Annotated in this window: 8 protein-coding genes; 4 read left to right on the plus strand and 4 right to left on the minus strand. The window is 65.6% G+C overall.

What is annotated here, in order from left to right:
• Positions 1-675: 675 nt before the first annotated feature.
• The 3 genes from E4J93_RS01870 to E4J93_RS01880 form a co-directional block, all read right to left on the minus strand.
• Positions 676-6,492: an alpha-N-acetylglucosaminidase TIM-barrel domain-containing protein gene (locus E4J93_RS01870; RefSeq protein WP_222705673.1), complete on the minus strand. Its 5,817-nt coding sequence runs from the start codon at positions 6,490-6,492 to the stop codon at positions 676-678.
• A 324-nt stretch (positions 6,493-6,816) separates the two neighbouring features.
• Positions 6,817-8,052 (minus strand): cysteine desulfurase family protein, encoded by a 1,236-nt coding sequence (locus E4J93_RS01875; RefSeq protein ID WP_147587778.1) that lies wholly within the window; start codon positions 8,050-8,052, stop codon positions 6,817-6,819.
• A gap of 182 nt (positions 8,053-8,234) precedes the next feature.
• Positions 8,235-8,600, minus strand: a complete 366-nt coding sequence (locus tag E4J93_RS01880) for a hypothetical protein (protein WP_147587779.1) — start codon at positions 8,598-8,600, stop codon at positions 8,235-8,237.
• A 304-nt stretch (positions 8,601-8,904) separates the two neighbouring features.
• Between E4J93_RS01880 and E4J93_RS01885 the strand changes: the two genes are divergently transcribed.
• A complete protein-coding gene (locus E4J93_RS01885; RefSeq protein ID WP_147587780.1) occupies positions 8,905-9,339 on the plus strand; it encodes an Hsp20 family protein in 435 nt (144 codons plus the stop codon).
• A gap of 497 nt (positions 9,340-9,836) precedes the next feature.
• Here E4J93_RS01885 and E4J93_RS01890 read toward each other — a convergent pair whose 3' ends face one another.
• Complete coding sequence (locus tag E4J93_RS01890; protein WP_229056395.1) at positions 9,837-10,706, minus strand: MBL fold metallo-hydrolase; 870 nt, start codon at positions 10,704-10,706, stop codon at positions 9,837-9,839.
• A gap of 46 nt (positions 10,707-10,752) precedes the next feature.
• Between E4J93_RS01890 and tilS the strand changes: the two genes are divergently transcribed.
• The 3 genes from tilS to ftsH all read left to right on the plus strand — a co-directional run bounded on the left by tilS (position 10,753) and on the right by ftsH (position 15,256).
• Positions 10,753-12,315, plus strand: coding sequence for a tRNA lysidine(34) synthetase TilS (tilS, locus tag E4J93_RS01895; RefSeq protein ID WP_187231561.1), 1,563 nt, complete (start codon positions 10,753-10,755; stop codon positions 12,313-12,315).
• A 132-nt stretch (positions 12,316-12,447) separates the two neighbouring features.
• A complete protein-coding gene (gene hpt, locus E4J93_RS01900; protein WP_147587782.1) occupies positions 12,448-12,996 on the plus strand; it encodes a hypoxanthine phosphoribosyltransferase in 549 nt (182 codons plus the stop codon).
• 166 nt (positions 12,997-13,162) lie between these two features.
• The gene (gene ftsH / locus E4J93_RS01905) at positions 13,163-15,256 is read left to right on the plus strand and encodes an ATP-dependent zinc metalloprotease FtsH (protein WP_255431869.1); all 2,094 of its coding nucleotides are present in this window, start codon (positions 13,163-13,165) and stop codon (positions 15,254-15,256) included.
• Positions 15,257-15,636: the final 380 nt, after the last annotated feature.

Genomic DNA, 15,636 nt, shown 5'->3' on the forward strand with positions numbered 1-15,636 from the left:
CGAGCGGCTGGTCGCGGGCGGCTGGTCGCGGGTGGCTGGTCGCGGGCGGCTGGTCGCGGGTGGTGACGCCTATCCATTATGTATCTGGTTTGAATGAACATCGAGACGGCATCCAAGGCGCCAGCGCGACACATGGACGTGATCCCGACCGTAATCGAGGAAATCGCCTGACGGGATGGACGCGATGGCAGAGAATGCAAGTTTTGAGTCTTTCGCTTCCTCGACAAAGATGATGCATAAAGAAGATGCGCGTCACATGTCCAGTAAATGGGGTAAAAGCGGGGTTTAGTTGATCAAAAATCAGAACGGGATGCCCGGTGTGAAGTATGAACTATGTTCAATCTGATAAATAAGCACCGCCAGACGCGGCCAATAGGCTTGAAAAGACTCAAAAACAGCATTTGGTGCCAAAGGTGCGCCGTCAACGCCGTCGTGATCGAAGCGCGGCAAAAATGCTATGCACACGTGCCTTCAAAGTATGCAATTGAAGCACTGACAGGGTTCAATGCAGCCGGTTAAGGTGATCAAGGACGGTCCGGCTTGGTGCAATATGCGATTGTCGGCGTGCATGGATATGAGAAGCGCCCCGTGATACGGGGCGCTTCTGAGGGATGCTGCGGTAGCGGTTGCACGCGCCGCAGCGTCTTGGTATCGGGGGTGCGTCAGTCCGATGCGCTACTGCTTGCGGCGACGGAACAGGCCGGCGAGGGCGGCGGTGAAACCGCCGGCGCCGAGCAGGCCTGCAATTGCGGTGGCGTCGCCGGTCTGGGCAAGGTTGCCGTTGCCGCCGGAGCCGTTGCTACCGGTACCGCTGCCGGAGCCGCTGCCGTTGCCGGAGCCGCTGCCGCTGCCAGAGCCGCTGCCGCCCTGCTCGGGCGTGTTGGGCTGCTCGGGCTGCGGCTGCTCGGGATCGGGCTGGCCGGTGGGCTCCTTCTTCAGCCCGTCGATCGCGTCGGCAAGCGCCTTGGCGGCATCGTCGAGGTCGGCCTGCGTGGTGGACGTGGCGGCGTGGACCTTCTCGGCATCCGCCAGGGTCTGCTCAAGCTGCTTCCAGCTGTCGGCCGTGTAACCTTCGGGCGCAAGCGCCTGGGCGCGCGCGATCACTTCGGCCAGTGCGGTGCGGTCGAGCACGTGCTGCTCGAGCTTCTCGATAGCGGCGTCGAGCTCGGCTGCCTTCTTGTCGAGGTCGGCCTGGCTGATCTTGTTCACATCGACCTTCGCCACGGCGTCGCGCACGGCGGCGAACTGCTTCCATGCATCCTTGTCGTAGCCGATCTCGTCGAGCGCCTGTGCGCGGGCCACGCCGGCCTCCCAGGCGGTCGTGTCGATAACGACGACGCTCTGGGTGAAGGTCTCGGTCGCGGCCTCAAGCGCTGCGGCGGCCTCTCCCAGCTTGGCGGGGTCGTTGGCGTGGTCCGTCAGGGCCTTCTTGGCGGCATCGATGCTCACCGTGAGGGCATCGGCGGCAGCCTGCGGGTACTGGCCGTTGAAGTCGCCCACGGTGGCGCCGTCGAGCAGCTTGGCGGCGGCGTCGATGGCAACCTGCATGCGGTCGCGGGCGTCAAGCGAGCTGCTTGCGCTTTCGAGCGCGGACTTGAGGGCGGCGGTCGCCTCGTCGAGCTGCGCCTGCGTCACATCGCCGTAGCGATCGGCCACGGACTTGGCAGCCTTGATGGCTTCGCCGAGCGACGACGCCAGGTCCTGGTGGCCGTTCTTCTCCAGCGCGCCCCTGAGGGCCTCGGCGCGGTCGATGGTGCGGTACAGCGGGACTCGGTCGATGGTCACGAACGCGGTGTTCCAGAACGTGCGCTCGGCCACCTTGAGCTGCGTCGTCCACGTGGCGGCCTCGGCCGAGTTCATGCCCTGCTCGATGGCGGCCTTGGCCTCGTTGACCTTGCCCATCAGCAGGTCGCGGGCATCGGCGCGGTAGTTGCCGGCGAACTTGCCGAAGGTGAGCTTGCCAAGCTTCTTCTCCAGGCCGGAGATGTAGCTCGAGAGCTCGGCGGTACCGTCTGCCTGGTACAGGTAGACCTCGTTGAGGGTTACATCGCCCTCGTTGAGAATGTTGATGCGCACGGCATTCACCAGCACGGCCTCGCGCAGGCGCGCGAGGATCTCGCCGGCAACGCGCTTGTTGGCGGAGTAGTCGGCGATCTGCTTCCAGCTGTCCTCGGCACCGTCCTGGCCGGGCACGAGGCCCTCGACGGTGAATCGCAGCGGCTGCTGCAGCGGTTGGAACAGCAGGCCGATGGCGTTGATGTCGCGCGCCTTCTCGAAGGTGAAGGTGAGCTGCTTGTCGGCCGCGGCGGACAGCGTGACGCCCGTGGCGGGATTGCCGTCCTTCAGCGCATCGAGTTTGTCCTGGGCGAGTGCGGAGCCCTGGGCGGCGCTCACGGTTGCGTGCGACGCGGCGTTATCGGGCGTGCTGTACACCTCGATCTCGCGGACGAGCGGCCATGCCTTCTGGCCGGACGACGGGATGCGGGCATCCTTGATATCCATGCGGATGGATTTGACGGCGCGGCCCACGGGCACGTTGATCTCGATGCCCTGCTCCTTCTTGAGGTCCTCGGCGCTGCGGGAGTACACGGTGGTCTTCTCGCCGGCGGCGTTGGTCACCACCAGGTCGAACTGCATGCTGCGGTCCTTCTGGCCCTTCTCGAAGCACAGGCGGATGGAGTCCACGTAGCGCTCTTCGGGCAGGTCCAGGTTGAACCACGCGGGCACGGCGCCGTTGTTGGAAACCCAGGCGGTATCCTTGCCGTCTACCAACGCGGCCTTATCCTCGGGCGCGGGCTTGGTCGCGGAGGAGGTGATGGTGGCGGTGGCGGCGATGTTGGCGCCCGTCATGCTCTGGCGCTCCTCCTGGAGCAGGTCGAGCTCGGCCAGCGCGGGCCAGGCGGTGCCGCCCACGGAGCCCACGAAGTCCACGCGCACGGCTTTGACCTCGTAGCCCAGGTCGGCGGTGTATGCCTTCTCCAGGCTGCCGGCGTTGTTGGACTGGTCGACGAGTACGCGCTCCTCGTTGTTCGGCAGGATCGCGGTGACCTTGAACTTGAACTGGCGGCCGGCGTCCTCGAACAGCAGGCGCACGCGGTCCACGCGCTGCGGCTGGCTCAGGTCGACCCGGTACCAGTTGGGATCGCTGCCGTTACCGACCCACAGGGTCTTCTCGTCGCCGTCGATGCCGGCGTTGAGGTCGCGCCCGGGTTCGGTATTCTGCGCCGACGCCTTCGCGCCCCGCGACAGGTTCTTGTAGCTCACGGTGGGCGCGTTGGCCGCCATGACGCTCAGCTCGTAGATGCCGGTGAGGTTTTCTCCGTCGGTGGAGTTCACCTTGAAGCGCATCTTGCTCGCCAGCACGTCGCAGGTGATCTCGTTCTTCGAGCTCACATTCTGCGCCGTGCTCTCGCCGACCTTCACCCACTCGTCGCCCACCAGCGCGGTGATCTCGTAGCGCAGGGGGAAGTCCGCGGCGATCTGCTGCAGCGTGATGCCAGCGCCCTTCACCGCGTAGGTGCCGCCCAGGTCGATCTCGAGCGTGGCCTCCTGCTTGCCGGGCGTGGTCCAGCCGGAGTCGGTGTTGCCGTCGGTGAGGTTATCGACCTTCTGCTGCGTGTCGACATCGGTCACGACCTTGCCGCGCGCGAGGTTCTGCAGCTCCTCGGCCTGCGCGTCGCCCACGATGCCGTCCATGGCGGTCACGGAGTAGCTCTTCATGATCTCCTGGGCCAGGGCCTTGGGGTCCTCGGCTGCGGGCTTGGTGGCGAAGCCGTCCTTGTCCTGGTCGCTCTTGCGGTTGGCCCATTCCCAGCCAAAGGTGAACCAGTTGAGGTCCTGCGCGCTACCGCCGTCCTTGAGGGCCTTCTTGCGGGCGTTGGCCCAGGCCTCCCAGCGCGGCTTGTAGTAGCTGCCCGTAAGGCCGGACCACTGGCGGTTGGAGTAGTCGATCAGCGAGCCGTTCTTCTCCAGGCCCCAGGTGGTGATCAGCGAGCGCGCGTTGAGCTCGAAGAGGTCGGCGGTCCAGTCGTCGGCGTCCGTCAGCAGGGTGCGCGCGTTTTCGATCCACGTGCCCAGCATGAAATCGCTGGACGTGGACAGCATGCGGTCCTGCGCGTCGAGCATCTTGAGCATCTGGTTGGCCAGCAGCTCGAAGCGCTCGGCGTTGCGCTGCTTGTAGGCGTCGCCGGCGAGCGGCTGGTACTCCTGGAACGCGTTGGCCAGCACTTGGCGCATCACGTCCACGAAGTCGTAGCGGAACGCCTCGGAGTCCTTATACGTGTCGTAGCTCTCGATGAAGAGCTGCGCGGCGCGCTCGAACTCCTTCTTGTCGTAGTCGATGTCGCTGTGGCCCCAGGTGGAGGCGGCGTTGATCTTGTTGTCGGACGGGCGCGCGTTCATGATGGACTCGCTGGCGCCCTGGTAGTACTCGCCGTCGACGTGCTTGTAGGCGGTGTCGAGCAGGATGTCCCAGGCTTTCTGGATCTTGGCGTCGGTGCCGCCGTAGCGACGCTCGACGTAGCTGCGCGTCCAGGCGCGGTAGTCCACGGGGTCCTGCTCCCAGGTCATGTCGAAGAGCAGCTCGTAGACGATGGGGGAGTTGTCGATGGCCTCGGGCGTGATGCCGATGCCGCGCATGTACTTGTTGGAGTTGTATGCCTGCGGGATCTTGGTGGCCAGCACCTCGGGCACGCCGTCCATGCCCATGCGGCCGCCGAAGTTATGCAGCATGTTCCATACCCACGGTACGTGCTGGTTCTCCATGGGGCCCGCCTGCGAGCGCAGGTCGCTCTGCAGGTCCAGGACGAGCGCCTGCTCCTTCTTGGCGAGGCCGGAGAGCTTGTTCTCGTCGATGCCCCACTGCCACTGCTGCATGACCCAGACGGCCTGCGGGTCGTAGTCGAGCATCTTCTGCTGTACGGTGCGGTAGATGTCCACGATGTTGAAGCCCTGCGGCACGGTGCCGCCCTCGTGGAACGGATCGACGGCGTAGAAGTGGGAAACCTTGCCGAAGATGCGCTCCTGCGCCTCGTAGAACGTGGTGCCCACCTTCTGGAAGTAATCTTCCTTGCCGGCGGCGCGGTCAGCGTCGGTGAGGTAGGTCTTGATCATGTAGGGGCGCGCGAAGCCCGACCACGAGCCAGAGGACGCGGCGACGGAGTTGGGGTTCTTCTGCTGGAAGTCCGTGGGAACCTGGCCGCCGAAGCCCTGGATGACCGGGTCGATACCGTAGGTCTGCATGCGGTCGTGGATCCGGCGCGCCAGCTCGACGCGCTGCTCGAACCACGAATCGGGCAGCGGGCCGCCCACGGAGTAGAGGTTCTGCATGTAGAACCAGGCGAAGTACGCGGGGCCCGAGAGGTACTCCTGGACCTCCTCGTTGGTGTAGTTGTACTGCAGCAGCGTCTGGCGCAGGACCTCTTCCTGGCCCACGATGTCGAGCACCAGGTTAACGCCGTTCATGGCGCACCAGTCCAGGAAGGGCTCGTACTCGTCCCAGTTCCAGAAGGCCATGGTGTAGGAGTAGGTGCAGAAGTTGAGCGCGTAGCGGTACTCGTAATCGGTGAACTTGAGGATGCCCTCGCCCACCGAGGGGAGGGTGGCGGGCATGTCGAGCTGCGAGCCGAAGAGCGGGTTGTAGTCAACCTTGCAGAAGTTGCGCAGGTAGCAATTGAGGCCGGAAGCCAGCGAGATGCCGTCGTTGCCGCGGACCTTGATGCGGCCGTCGCCGGCGTCGGCGATCTCGAAGACATCCTTGCCGTCGAGCTGGTCGCGCAGCTCGAACACGAACTTGTCGCGCCACTCGGCACCCAGCACGCGCTCGACCAGGTTGCCGGCTTCGTTGACGACCTTCTTGTTGGCGTAGGCCTTGTCGGTCTCGAAGCGGTTCCACTCCTTGCCCCACGTGCTGGCGGCGAAGTCCTGGACCTCGATGGCCGGCTTCTTGGCCACGGCGTTAGAGACCTTCTCGCCCAGGAACGAGACCTCGGCGATGTTGACCTGCTGCGAGCCGGAGTTGAAGCTCACGCTGATGCGCGCGGCGCACGCCTCGGTGGGCTCGATGTCGAGCTGATCGGCGTTGGCGGTGGCGGGGTTGTTGTTCGCCTTGTAGGCCACCTTGTTATACGTGGAGCCATCCTGGCTCAGGTAGACCTCGTAGTGGTAGTACGAACCCGGGACGTTCTGCAGGGAGATGCTGCTGATGCGGTACGTGCCGTCGAAGGCCACGTCGATGAAGCGGCGGTAGTCCTGCATGGAGTTCTTGTCCGGCGACTGCCAGTAGGTGTCGGCGCGGCCGTCGACGGCGAGCGCGGCCTCGTGGCCCGAGGCCGAGGCGGCCTTCACGGTGAGGCCCGTGAGCTGCTGCGGCGCCGCGAACGCGATCGACGGGTACGCGAGCGCGCCGCAGGTGACGGCTCCAGCCGCGCCGGCGAGGGCGATGAGGCGGGCGGCCTTGCGCCACACGCGTTCTACGTGGATGGGGTGGGTCATGTAGTGTCCTTTGTTCGATGCCCCGCCCCGTGGCGGGGTGTCCAATATGGCCCGTACCTGCAGCGATGCTGCAAGCTAGGTGCGACTCGGCAGAATCGCACATAACGAACTATTTTACGGTGCAACCTACTGGGAAATGGGGGAGAAAAAAGGACGAGAGGACCCGTTTGCTCATGCAAGGCCGCCGTGTTGGGGCGCATGTTGCGAGGGCGGGCATGAGGGCGTCGGCGTGCGCGCGGGCGCGGGCGCACGCAGGTGGAGCACTCGCTTGCGAGAAGTTCTGGTGCACGCGCCCCAAGTGCCGCCCGGGGCGGGCGCGCGCCGTTAGCGCATGCTGCTGATGAGGCGCGCGCGGCGGATGCAGGCGGGGACGCGTTCGAGCAAGAGGTCCACGTCGGCCGCGGACACATCGTCTGCCAGGGAGAAGCGCACGCTCCCGTGCGCCCAGGTGGGGTCGGCTATGCCCAGGGCCGTTATGACGTGCGAGGGCTCGGTGGAGCCGGTGGCGCAGGCCGAGCCCGCGGCTGCGGCTACGCCCGCGCGGTCGAGCAACATGACGAGCAACTCGCTATCGCAGTCGCGGCAGACGAAGGACGCGATGGAGGGCAGGCGGTGCTCGCTCGGCGCAGGCCCGGTGAGCTGCACGTTTTCGCATGCGTCTAGGATGCCTTGGATAAAGGCGTCGCGTAGGGCCGCCACGTGGGCGGCTCGCGGCTCAAGGTCCGCGCAGGCCTCTGCGAGCGCGGCCGCCATGCCCGCGGCTCCCGCAAGGTTCTCGGTGCCCGCGCGCAGGCCGCGCTCCTGGGCGCCGCCGGTGATGAGCGGCGGGATGGAGAAGCCGGGGCGCAGGTAGAGCGCGCCTATGCCGCGCGGTCCGTGGAACTTGTGGCCGGAGAGCGAGAGCGCGTCGACGCCCAGGGCCCGTGCGTCTACCGGGATGTGGCCCACGGCCTGCACGGCATCCGTGTGGAACGGGACGTCGAATTCGTGGGCGATGGCGGCGAGCTGCGCGATGTCCTGCACGGCGCCCACCTCGTTGTTTGCCAGCATGATGCTGACCAGCGCCGCGGGGGGCGCGTCGACGCCGGCGGCATGGTCGGCGGCGCTGGCATCCCGGAGCGCACGCCGCAGGTCGGCGGGGGCTACGAAACCCTCGGTATCTACGGGCAGGTGCATGATCTCGACGCCCGCGCGCTCGAGCTCGTCGCAGCCGTGCAGAATGGCGTGGTGCTCGATGGCGCTTGTAACGACGCGCACCCGCGCGCCGGCGCCGAATTGGTCGCGAAAGCGCTGGACCGCGCCGTGAAGCACCCAGGTGTCGGATTCCGATCCGCCGCTGGTGAAGAAGATGTCGTTAGGGGCTCCGGCGCCCAGGCAGGTTGCGATGCGCGCACGGGCGTCGGCAAGCGCATCGGCGGCTTCGCGCGCCACGCGATGGATGCCGCTGGGGTTGCCGAAGGTGCTGGTGAGGAAGGGCATCATGGCTTGCAGGGCGGCGGGCGACAGCGGCGTGGTGGCGGCGTTGTCGGCGTAGATGTACGGCTCTGCGGAAGCAGGCATGGTTGATCCTCCGGATGGGCGCGCGGGCCGTGACGCGCGGCCGGCGGGTGGATGGGGTGCGGCTCGGGCCGTTTCGCGTCCGCTGCCCGCGTGGGGACCGGGGGCGTGTCGCTGCGACGCGGGCGGTTGGCAGTCCGGGTAGTCGGCAGTCCGGGCGTCGCGCGTATCGGCCTGGATGCGGGTTAGCGCAGGAACAGGAACCAGGCCGCGGCGGCCAGGATGAGGGCGATGACCGCGACGACCGCTATGGTCTTGGTGCGCCGGCGACGGCGCTCGTACTTCGAGGTGAAGATGGTGTGGCCCGGTTTAGGTGTTTGCAGGTAACGCTCGGAATGCTGAAGGCCCTTGTAGCGGCCTCCCGTCGCCTGCGGGTGCTGGGCTCGTTCTTGCTGCTGGCGCTCGCGTGCCAAGGCGCGCTCGCGGGCCTGCTCTTGCGGGGTGAGGGGCAGGTACGAGGGATCGGACGTGGCCGTTCCCATATGACGCCGCCCGTGCGGCTGTTCGCTGGCGTCGCGCGTGGACGGCGACGGTTCGTCGAATGCGGTCATGATGCCCCTTATCTAACAGGCGAGATTGCAACCATTGTACGTGTGCCGTCCGCGACGCGTTTTTCTTTCGTGTAAAACCCGAGGCGTCTCCATATCCGTATCACAGCTGGATGTGAATGGCTCGACCTGCCAGAATCCAACAGATTGCTAACATCTTAGTTAGATGCACTTAGATTTGATGAATATATGACGCTTAGAAAATATGAGGGATTCTGTTTATCGGCGTGGGAGCGGGGAATAAGAACCCTGTCCAAAGAAGACCGGGCCCCATGCAAGGCCCGGCAATCACAGAGGAGTGATTCATATGGCTAGCATGGTTCCGTATCGTTCTGTTTTCGGCGTTCGCCCCGTTGTCCCCGCCTCGCTGTTCGACGCGTTCGACGACATGATGGATTTCTCCAACAACGCCATGGCGTCCAAGGCGTTCCCTATCGACGTCGAGGATCAGGGCGATGCCTACGAGGTGAAGGCATATCTGACCGGCGTGAGCAAGGACGACATCGATGTCGAGCTCAACGAGGGTCGTCTCTCCATCTCCGTGAACGTGGAGGAGTCCGAGGAGAACAAGGATAAGAACTATCTGCAGAAGGAGTTCGTGTCCTACTCGGCAACGCGCGGCGTCTACCTGAAGGATGCGGCGTGCGAGGGCCTGACCGCCCGCTACGCCGACGGCGTGCTGACGGTTTCCGTTCCCAAGTTCGTGGAGAAGAAGAACGTCACCAAGGTTGCGATCGACTAATCTGCACAACCAGACGCTCCCGGTCATAGAGCACGAGGGCTCCGGCGCTGATGAACTGCCTCCCATTTCTTGGACACGAGAAATGGGAGGCACTTCAGACGCGTCGGAGCCCTCGTTTTTGATATGGAATGCGTGGATGCGGGCGAACGCGCGCGAGGGGGCATTTTGTACGTATGGGTTTGTGACGCTTAGCGGGCCAATGGCGCCACAAATTCATACGCACAAACGCCGCATGTGGCAAAAACCATACGTATGCGCACAAATGGTGCGGAAACCATACGCACGAGCGCTGTACAGGGCGAGAACCATACGCACAAACGCCGCATGTGGCAAAAACCATACGTATGCGCACGAATGGTGCGGAAACCATACGTACAAACACCGTTCGCGGTGGAAGCCATACGCACAAACACCGTACGGGGCAGAAACCATACGTGCGGGCACGAAGGCGCGTGCACACGGCCAATCGGGCGCGAGACCGCGGGGACGGCCGTGCTTCACGCTACGGTGAGGGGGCGATTTTGGCCCGCGGGGCGGATGGAGAGGGTCGAGCCGTCGGCTCGTGTCCGGACGGCGGCGGTTCCGAGCTGGTCGATCAGCTCGGCATCCAGGCCTGCAGCCAGCGCACGCACGGCGAGGCTCGGGCGGTTGTTTTCCTGCGAGATGTGCATGGCGACGAGTTGCTCGGTCGCGCCGGTTACGAGCTGCCGCGCGGCCTCGGCCGACTGCTCGTTCGAGAGATGACCCTGCGCGGAGGCGATGCGATCTTGTAGGGAGAGCGGATAGGGGCCGTGGCGCAGCAACGCGGGATCGTGGTTGGATTCGAGGGCGAGGATGCGCGCGCCGCGCAGCAAGCGCCCCGCCTCGGCGGGCATGACGCCGGTGTCCGTCATGAAGCCGATGGCGTCGTTTTGACCCTCGATGAGCAGGCCCACGGGATTTTCCACATCGTGCGAGGTGGAAAACGCGGTGATGCGCATGCCGGCGAGCTCGAGCTGGTCGCCGGGATCGAACTCGTTGGCGGCAAGGTCGCGCGTGGCCGCTCGCGCGGCGAGCGTGCCGCGGCTTGCATAGAGCGGTGCCGGGAAGGCTCGGAGCCATACGCCCAGGCCCTTCGTGTGGTCGCCGTGCTCGTGCGTGACGACGACGCCCCGTACGAGCTGCTCGTCGAGCCCCAGCTCCCGCATGCGGGCGCGCGTCTCCTTGCGCGACAGGCCGTTGTCGATCATAACGAGGCCCTGGCCGCTCTCGACGATAGCGCAGTTTCCCTTTGATCCGCTGGCTAGCACGTGCAGGCGCAGGCGGCCGTGCATGGGTGCGGCGCCGGTGCGGACGACTGCGGGTAATGTGGGCGGGGTGGCGTGCATGCGGCTCCTTATGGATACAATGACAACGTGATAACAAGGAGGTCGTATGCCCACGGTTGCCCAGTATTGCGCACAACACAATGGAACATCCCGCAAGCCCTCGCGCCCGAATGGCGGCGAGCGCAGCGCTCCTGTGGTGCTCATGGTATCAGGCGGCGCGGACTCCACGGCGCTGGTGCTGATGGCCTGCACGTCGAAGCTGGATATCGCCGACGGCCGCGGCGTCGCGACGATCGCTCGCGAGCGGCTGCACGTGCTGCATGTCAACCATCATCTACGCGGCGCGGCGTCCGATGCGGACGAGGCGTTCGTCCGCGACCTGTGCGAGCGCTACGGGTTGCCGCTGTGCGTGGAGCATGCGTCGTTCACCGAGCTCGACGGCCAGAATCTGGAAGCTGCCGCGCGCGAGGTGCGCTACGCCGCCGCGCGCCGGTTGGTGAACGACCTGTCGCGCGAGATGGGTACCGCGCGCTCGGCGGCACGCATCCTTACCGCGCACACCTCGAGCGACCGCACGGAGACGTTCTTCATGAACGCCATCAAGGGCTCGGGGCCCGCGGGCCTGTCGAGCATCCCGCGCCGCCGCAATATCATCGTGCGCCCGCTCATCGACAGGACGCACGAGGACCTCGTGCATTACCTGCGGGTGAACGACCAGGCGTGGCGCGAAGACGAGTCCAACCAGGACACCGCCTATCTGCGTAACTTCATCCGCCACAACATCGTGCCGCTGGCCGAGGCGTGCAACGCCAACCTCGAGCGCGCGGTGTGCGCGTCCTGCGACATCCTGGGCGACGAGGACGCGTTCATGTCTCAGCTTGCGGCTACGGCGCTGCGCGTGTGCATGATCCGGACGCAGGAGGGGCTGCTGGTACTGGACGGTAACAAGCTGGCGGCCTCGGAGGTGGCGGTGGCTCGCCGCATGGTGCGGCGCGCGGTGGGCATGCTCGACGCCGACGCGCGCCTGGAGATGCGCCACGTCGAAGCCGTGCTCGCCCTGGTGGGAGCGGGCTCGGGCTCGACGACGTTGCCCTGCGGGATCGATGCGCGCATGGAGTTCGGCGCGCTCTCGCTACGCACGCGTGCCGCCTGCGAGGAGTTGGCGGCCGGTTGGATCGAGCTGGACGAACCCTTCGCCGTTGCCAACGGCTGCTTGCTTTCGGCGCGTGTCCGCCGCATCGTGCCAGGTGACGACCCCGTGGCGCTGGCGCGCGAGGCCTCGGCGGACGAAGTCGGCGCGCTTGGCGGGGCGGCCTCGGTGTGGGTCGACGCCGAGTCGCTCGGCTACGCCGAACGCGACCTTGAGGGTCTGTGCGGCTCCTGCCGCAGCGCCGTGCCCGTGGCGCATCGGCCGCGCCTGTGGGTGGATGCGCCGGCTGCGGGCGACATCATGTGCCCGTTGGGCATGAGCGGGCGTACGAAGAAGCTCTCGGATATCTTGGGTGCCGCCAGGATTCCGGTTGCGGAGCGTCCGCTCGTCCCGGTGTTGCGCACCACGCCGCAGGGCGCCATCGTGTGGGTTGCCGGGGTGCGTGTGGACGAGCGATTCAAGTGCACGCCCGCCACGCGCTATGTGCTCCAGCTGGAGATGCGCCGGGTTATCGCGTAAGCGTGGCGTTTTGGGCCATTGTTTCATCGAGCCTGGTAGAATTGGACAATTACGCTACGGTTGTAGCTACTGCCCCGCTGCTGGACGGCAGCGAGCGTAAGGCAGCAGTTGAATCACACAGAAAGGGTTGCCATGGAAGCACTGCATCCGGACGTTGAGGAAGTACTGTTCTCCCGCGAGGACATCGCCGCTATGGTCAAGCGCATGGGCGAGGAAATCAAGCGTGACTACGAGGGCAAGGACCTGGTGCTGATCGCCGTGCTCCGCGGTGCCGTCGTCTTCATGGGCGACCTCATGCGCGCCATCGAGGCGCCGCTCGCCATCGATTTCATGGCCGTGTCGAGCTACGGCGACGGCGTGAAGTCCTCGGGCGTGGTTCGCATCGTGAAGGACCTCGATATCGATATCAAGGGCCGCGACGTGTTGATCGTCGAGGACATCCTGGATTCGGGCCTCACGCTCAAGTACCTCATGAAGAACCTGGCCAGCCGCCAGCCCGCCTCGCTCGAGGTGGCCGCCTTCCTGTGGAAGGATGTCGAGGGCCGCACCACGGCCGTCGAGCCGAAGTATGTAGGAACGCACTGCCCCGACGCGTTCGTGGTGGGTTACGGCCTCGACTATGCCGAGCGCTATCGCAACCTCCCGTACGTGGGCGTGCTCAAGCCGGAGGTTTATTCGTAATATGTCGGAATCGTTCAATCGAGCGAGTGAGGGCGTCGTGCTGCGCGCGCAGGACGGCGAGCAGGACGAGCAGGCGGAGCGCCAGAAGCCCGAGCAGGGTGCACCCGGTCCGGCCGATCGCAAGATGATGGGCCCCAACCCCGATGGCGGCCAGGGAGGTCCCGGCATGGGCGGCTTCGGCGGCCCGGGACGCCGCGGTACGGGTCCGTCGCGGGCCAACTGGCTTTACTTTCTGGTTGCTTGTGCGCTGCTCGCCTACGTGTTCTTCAGCCTGGGCAGCAACGCGCGCGGCGTGAAGAGCTCTGTCGAGCTTCCTACCAGCGAGTTCGTTTCGGCTGTGGAGGACGGCCGCGTGGAGAGCGCGACCTACACGGTGATGGACGGCAAGCTGGCCGGTTCGTTCTGGGAAAAGAAGAAGGACGTAGGCGACGAGAAGAAGGCGACCGCCTTCACCTCGACCTATGTGGGCAACGACTCGCTGTCCGAGCTCATGGCCAAGCATCCCGAGACGAAGTACGAGGTCGACACCAAGGACCCCGATTTCCTGGCCGACCTCCTGATGGGCCTGCTGCCCACGGTGGTGCTGGTGGGACTCATGTTCTACTTCATGCGCCAGATGATGGGCGCCAACAACAAGGCCATGCAGTTTGGCAAGACCGACGCCAAGACCACCGCGGCCACGCGTCCCAACGTGAAGTTCAAGGACGTGGCCGGTATCGACGAGGCCGTGGAGGAGCTCGAGGAGATTCGCGACTTCCTGTCCGAACCCGAGCGCTTCCGTAAGCTCGGCGCCAAGATTCCGCGCGGCGTGCTGCTGGTGGGCCCTCCGGGCACCGGTAAGACGCTGCTGGCCAAGGCGGTTGCCGGCGAGGCGGGCGTGCCGTTCTTCAGCATCTCCGGCTCCGATTTCGTCGAGATGTTCGTGGGCGTGGGCGCGAGCCGCGTGCGCGACCTGTTCAAGAACGCCAAGGAGCAGTCCCCCTCGATCATCTTCATCGACGAGATCGACGCCGTGGGTCGCCAGCGCGGCGCCGGCCTGGGAGGCGGCCACGACGAGCGCGAGCAGACGCTCAACCAGCTGCTCGTCGAGATGGACGGCTTCGAGGACTCCGAGAACGTCATCTTGATCGCGGCCACCAACCGCCCCGACGTCCTCGACCCCGCCTTGCTGCGTCCGGGTCGCTTCGACCGCCAGGTCACGGTGGACCGCCCCGATGTGAAGGGCCGCGAGCAGATCCTGCGCGTCCATGCCGCCAACAAGCCGTTGGACGAGGACGTGAAGTTCGACAAGCTCGCCCAGCTCACCGTGGGCTTCACCGGCGCCGACCTGGCCAACCTGCTCAACGAGTCCGCGTTGCTGGCGGCGCGTCGCAACCGCAGCCTCATCTCGATGGACGAGATCGAGGAGTCGATGGAGCGCGTGATCGCCGGACCCGAGCGCAAGGGCCGCGTCATGAGCGAGCACGAGCGCACGACCATCGCATACCACGAGAGCGGCCATGCGTTGGTGGGCCATGTGCTGGACAACGCCGACCCGGTGCACAAGATCTCGATCATCAGCCGCGGTCAGGCGCTCGGCTACACGTTGCAGCTTCCCGCCGAGGATCATTTCCTCAAGACGCGCAACGAGATGCTCGACGAGCTCGCCGTGTTCCTGGGCGGTCGCGTCGCCGAGGAGCTCATGTGCGACGACATCACGTCGGGCGCGAGCAACGACCTCGAGCGCGCTACCAAGATGGCGCGCGAGATGGTTACCCGGCTGGGCATGAGCGACGAGCTGGGAACGATGGTGTTCGGCGAGGCCAAGCACCAGGTGTTCCTTGGTCGCGATTACGCCGATCACCAGGATTACTCCGAGGAGACGGCGCGTCGCATCGACATCGAGGTCCAGCGCATCATGCGCGAGGCGCACGAGCGCGCGGTTCGCATTCTGGAGGCCCGTCGCGATCAGCTCGACCTGATGGCGCAGGTGCTGCTCGAGCGCGAGACCGTCGAGGGCGATGCGGTGACGGCCCTGCTCGACAACGAGTGGGATAGCTATCTGGAGCGCGAGGTCGATATTCGCGCTGCGAAGGAGGAGCGCAACGCCGCCGCCGCGCGCAAGCCCAAGCAGGGCGACGAGGAGATCGCCGCCGACGCAGCCGCGTACGCCGAGGCCGCCGTTGCCGCCGAGGCCGAGCGCGATGCCGAGGCCGCCCGCAAAGATGGGGCCGCGGCCGATGGCGGAGATGCTTCCGTCGACGCCGGGGACGAGGCGTAGCCCGGGCTTGCGTAGCTGCTAGCCTTACGGCGCTGTCGGTCTAACGGCCCGTTCAAGAACGACGTGCTGGAACAACGCCGTATCGGAAGAGTGCTGCATCGGAAGAACGCTGCAGTGGAACAATGCTGTATCAGGGGATCCCGCTCTTCGCGAGCGGGATCTTCCTTTTTTAGAGCGGTTTCCAGTCGCTTACCGGGAGGATTTTCGTTCGAGGACATGGTGGCCGCGGATTTCTGACGGCTGGGCTGCGAGGCCGCGTTTCCCGACGAACGGGCTTGCGCTCGCGGCGTTAACTTGTGCGCATTTCAGCAAGGCTCTTCGTCCAACCGCGGCGGGGCGGGTATAGTGGGATGACGTTGCGCTGACGCTGGCTTGTTGCT

The sequence above is a fragment of the Collinsella sp. BA40 genome (assembly GCF_008014645.1).
Classification (GTDB): Bacteria; Actinomycetota; Coriobacteriia; order Coriobacteriales; family Coriobacteriaceae; genus Collinsella.

Coding starts and splice junctions, on each gene's coding strand:
- hpt (WP_147587782.1), top strand. CDS start 12,448: ATGGAAGCACTGCATCCGGACGTTGAGGAAGTACTGTTCTCCCGCGAG.
- E4J93_RS01870 (WP_222705673.1), bottom strand. CDS start 6,492: ATGACCCACCCCATCCACGTAGAACGCGTGTGGCGCAAGGCCGCCCGC.
- tilS (WP_187231561.1), top strand. CDS start 10,753: ATGCCCACGGTTGCCCAGTATTGCGCACAACACAATGGAACATCCCGC.
- E4J93_RS01880 (WP_147587779.1), bottom strand. CDS start 8,600: ATGACCGCATTCGACGAACCGTCGCCGTCCACGCGCGACGCCAGCGAA.
- E4J93_RS01890 (WP_229056395.1), bottom strand. CDS start 10,706: ATGCACGCCACCCCGCCCACATTACCCGCAGTCGTCCGCACCGGCGCC.
- E4J93_RS01885 (WP_147587780.1), top strand. CDS start 8,905: ATGGCTAGCATGGTTCCGTATCGTTCTGTTTTCGGCGTTCGCCCCGTT.
- E4J93_RS01875 (WP_147587778.1), bottom strand. CDS start 8,052: ATGCCTGCTTCCGCAGAGCCGTACATCTACGCCGACAACGCCGCCACC.
- ftsH (WP_255431869.1), top strand. CDS start 13,163: ATGGGCGGCTTCGGCGGCCCGGGACGCCGCGGTACGGGTCCGTCGCGG.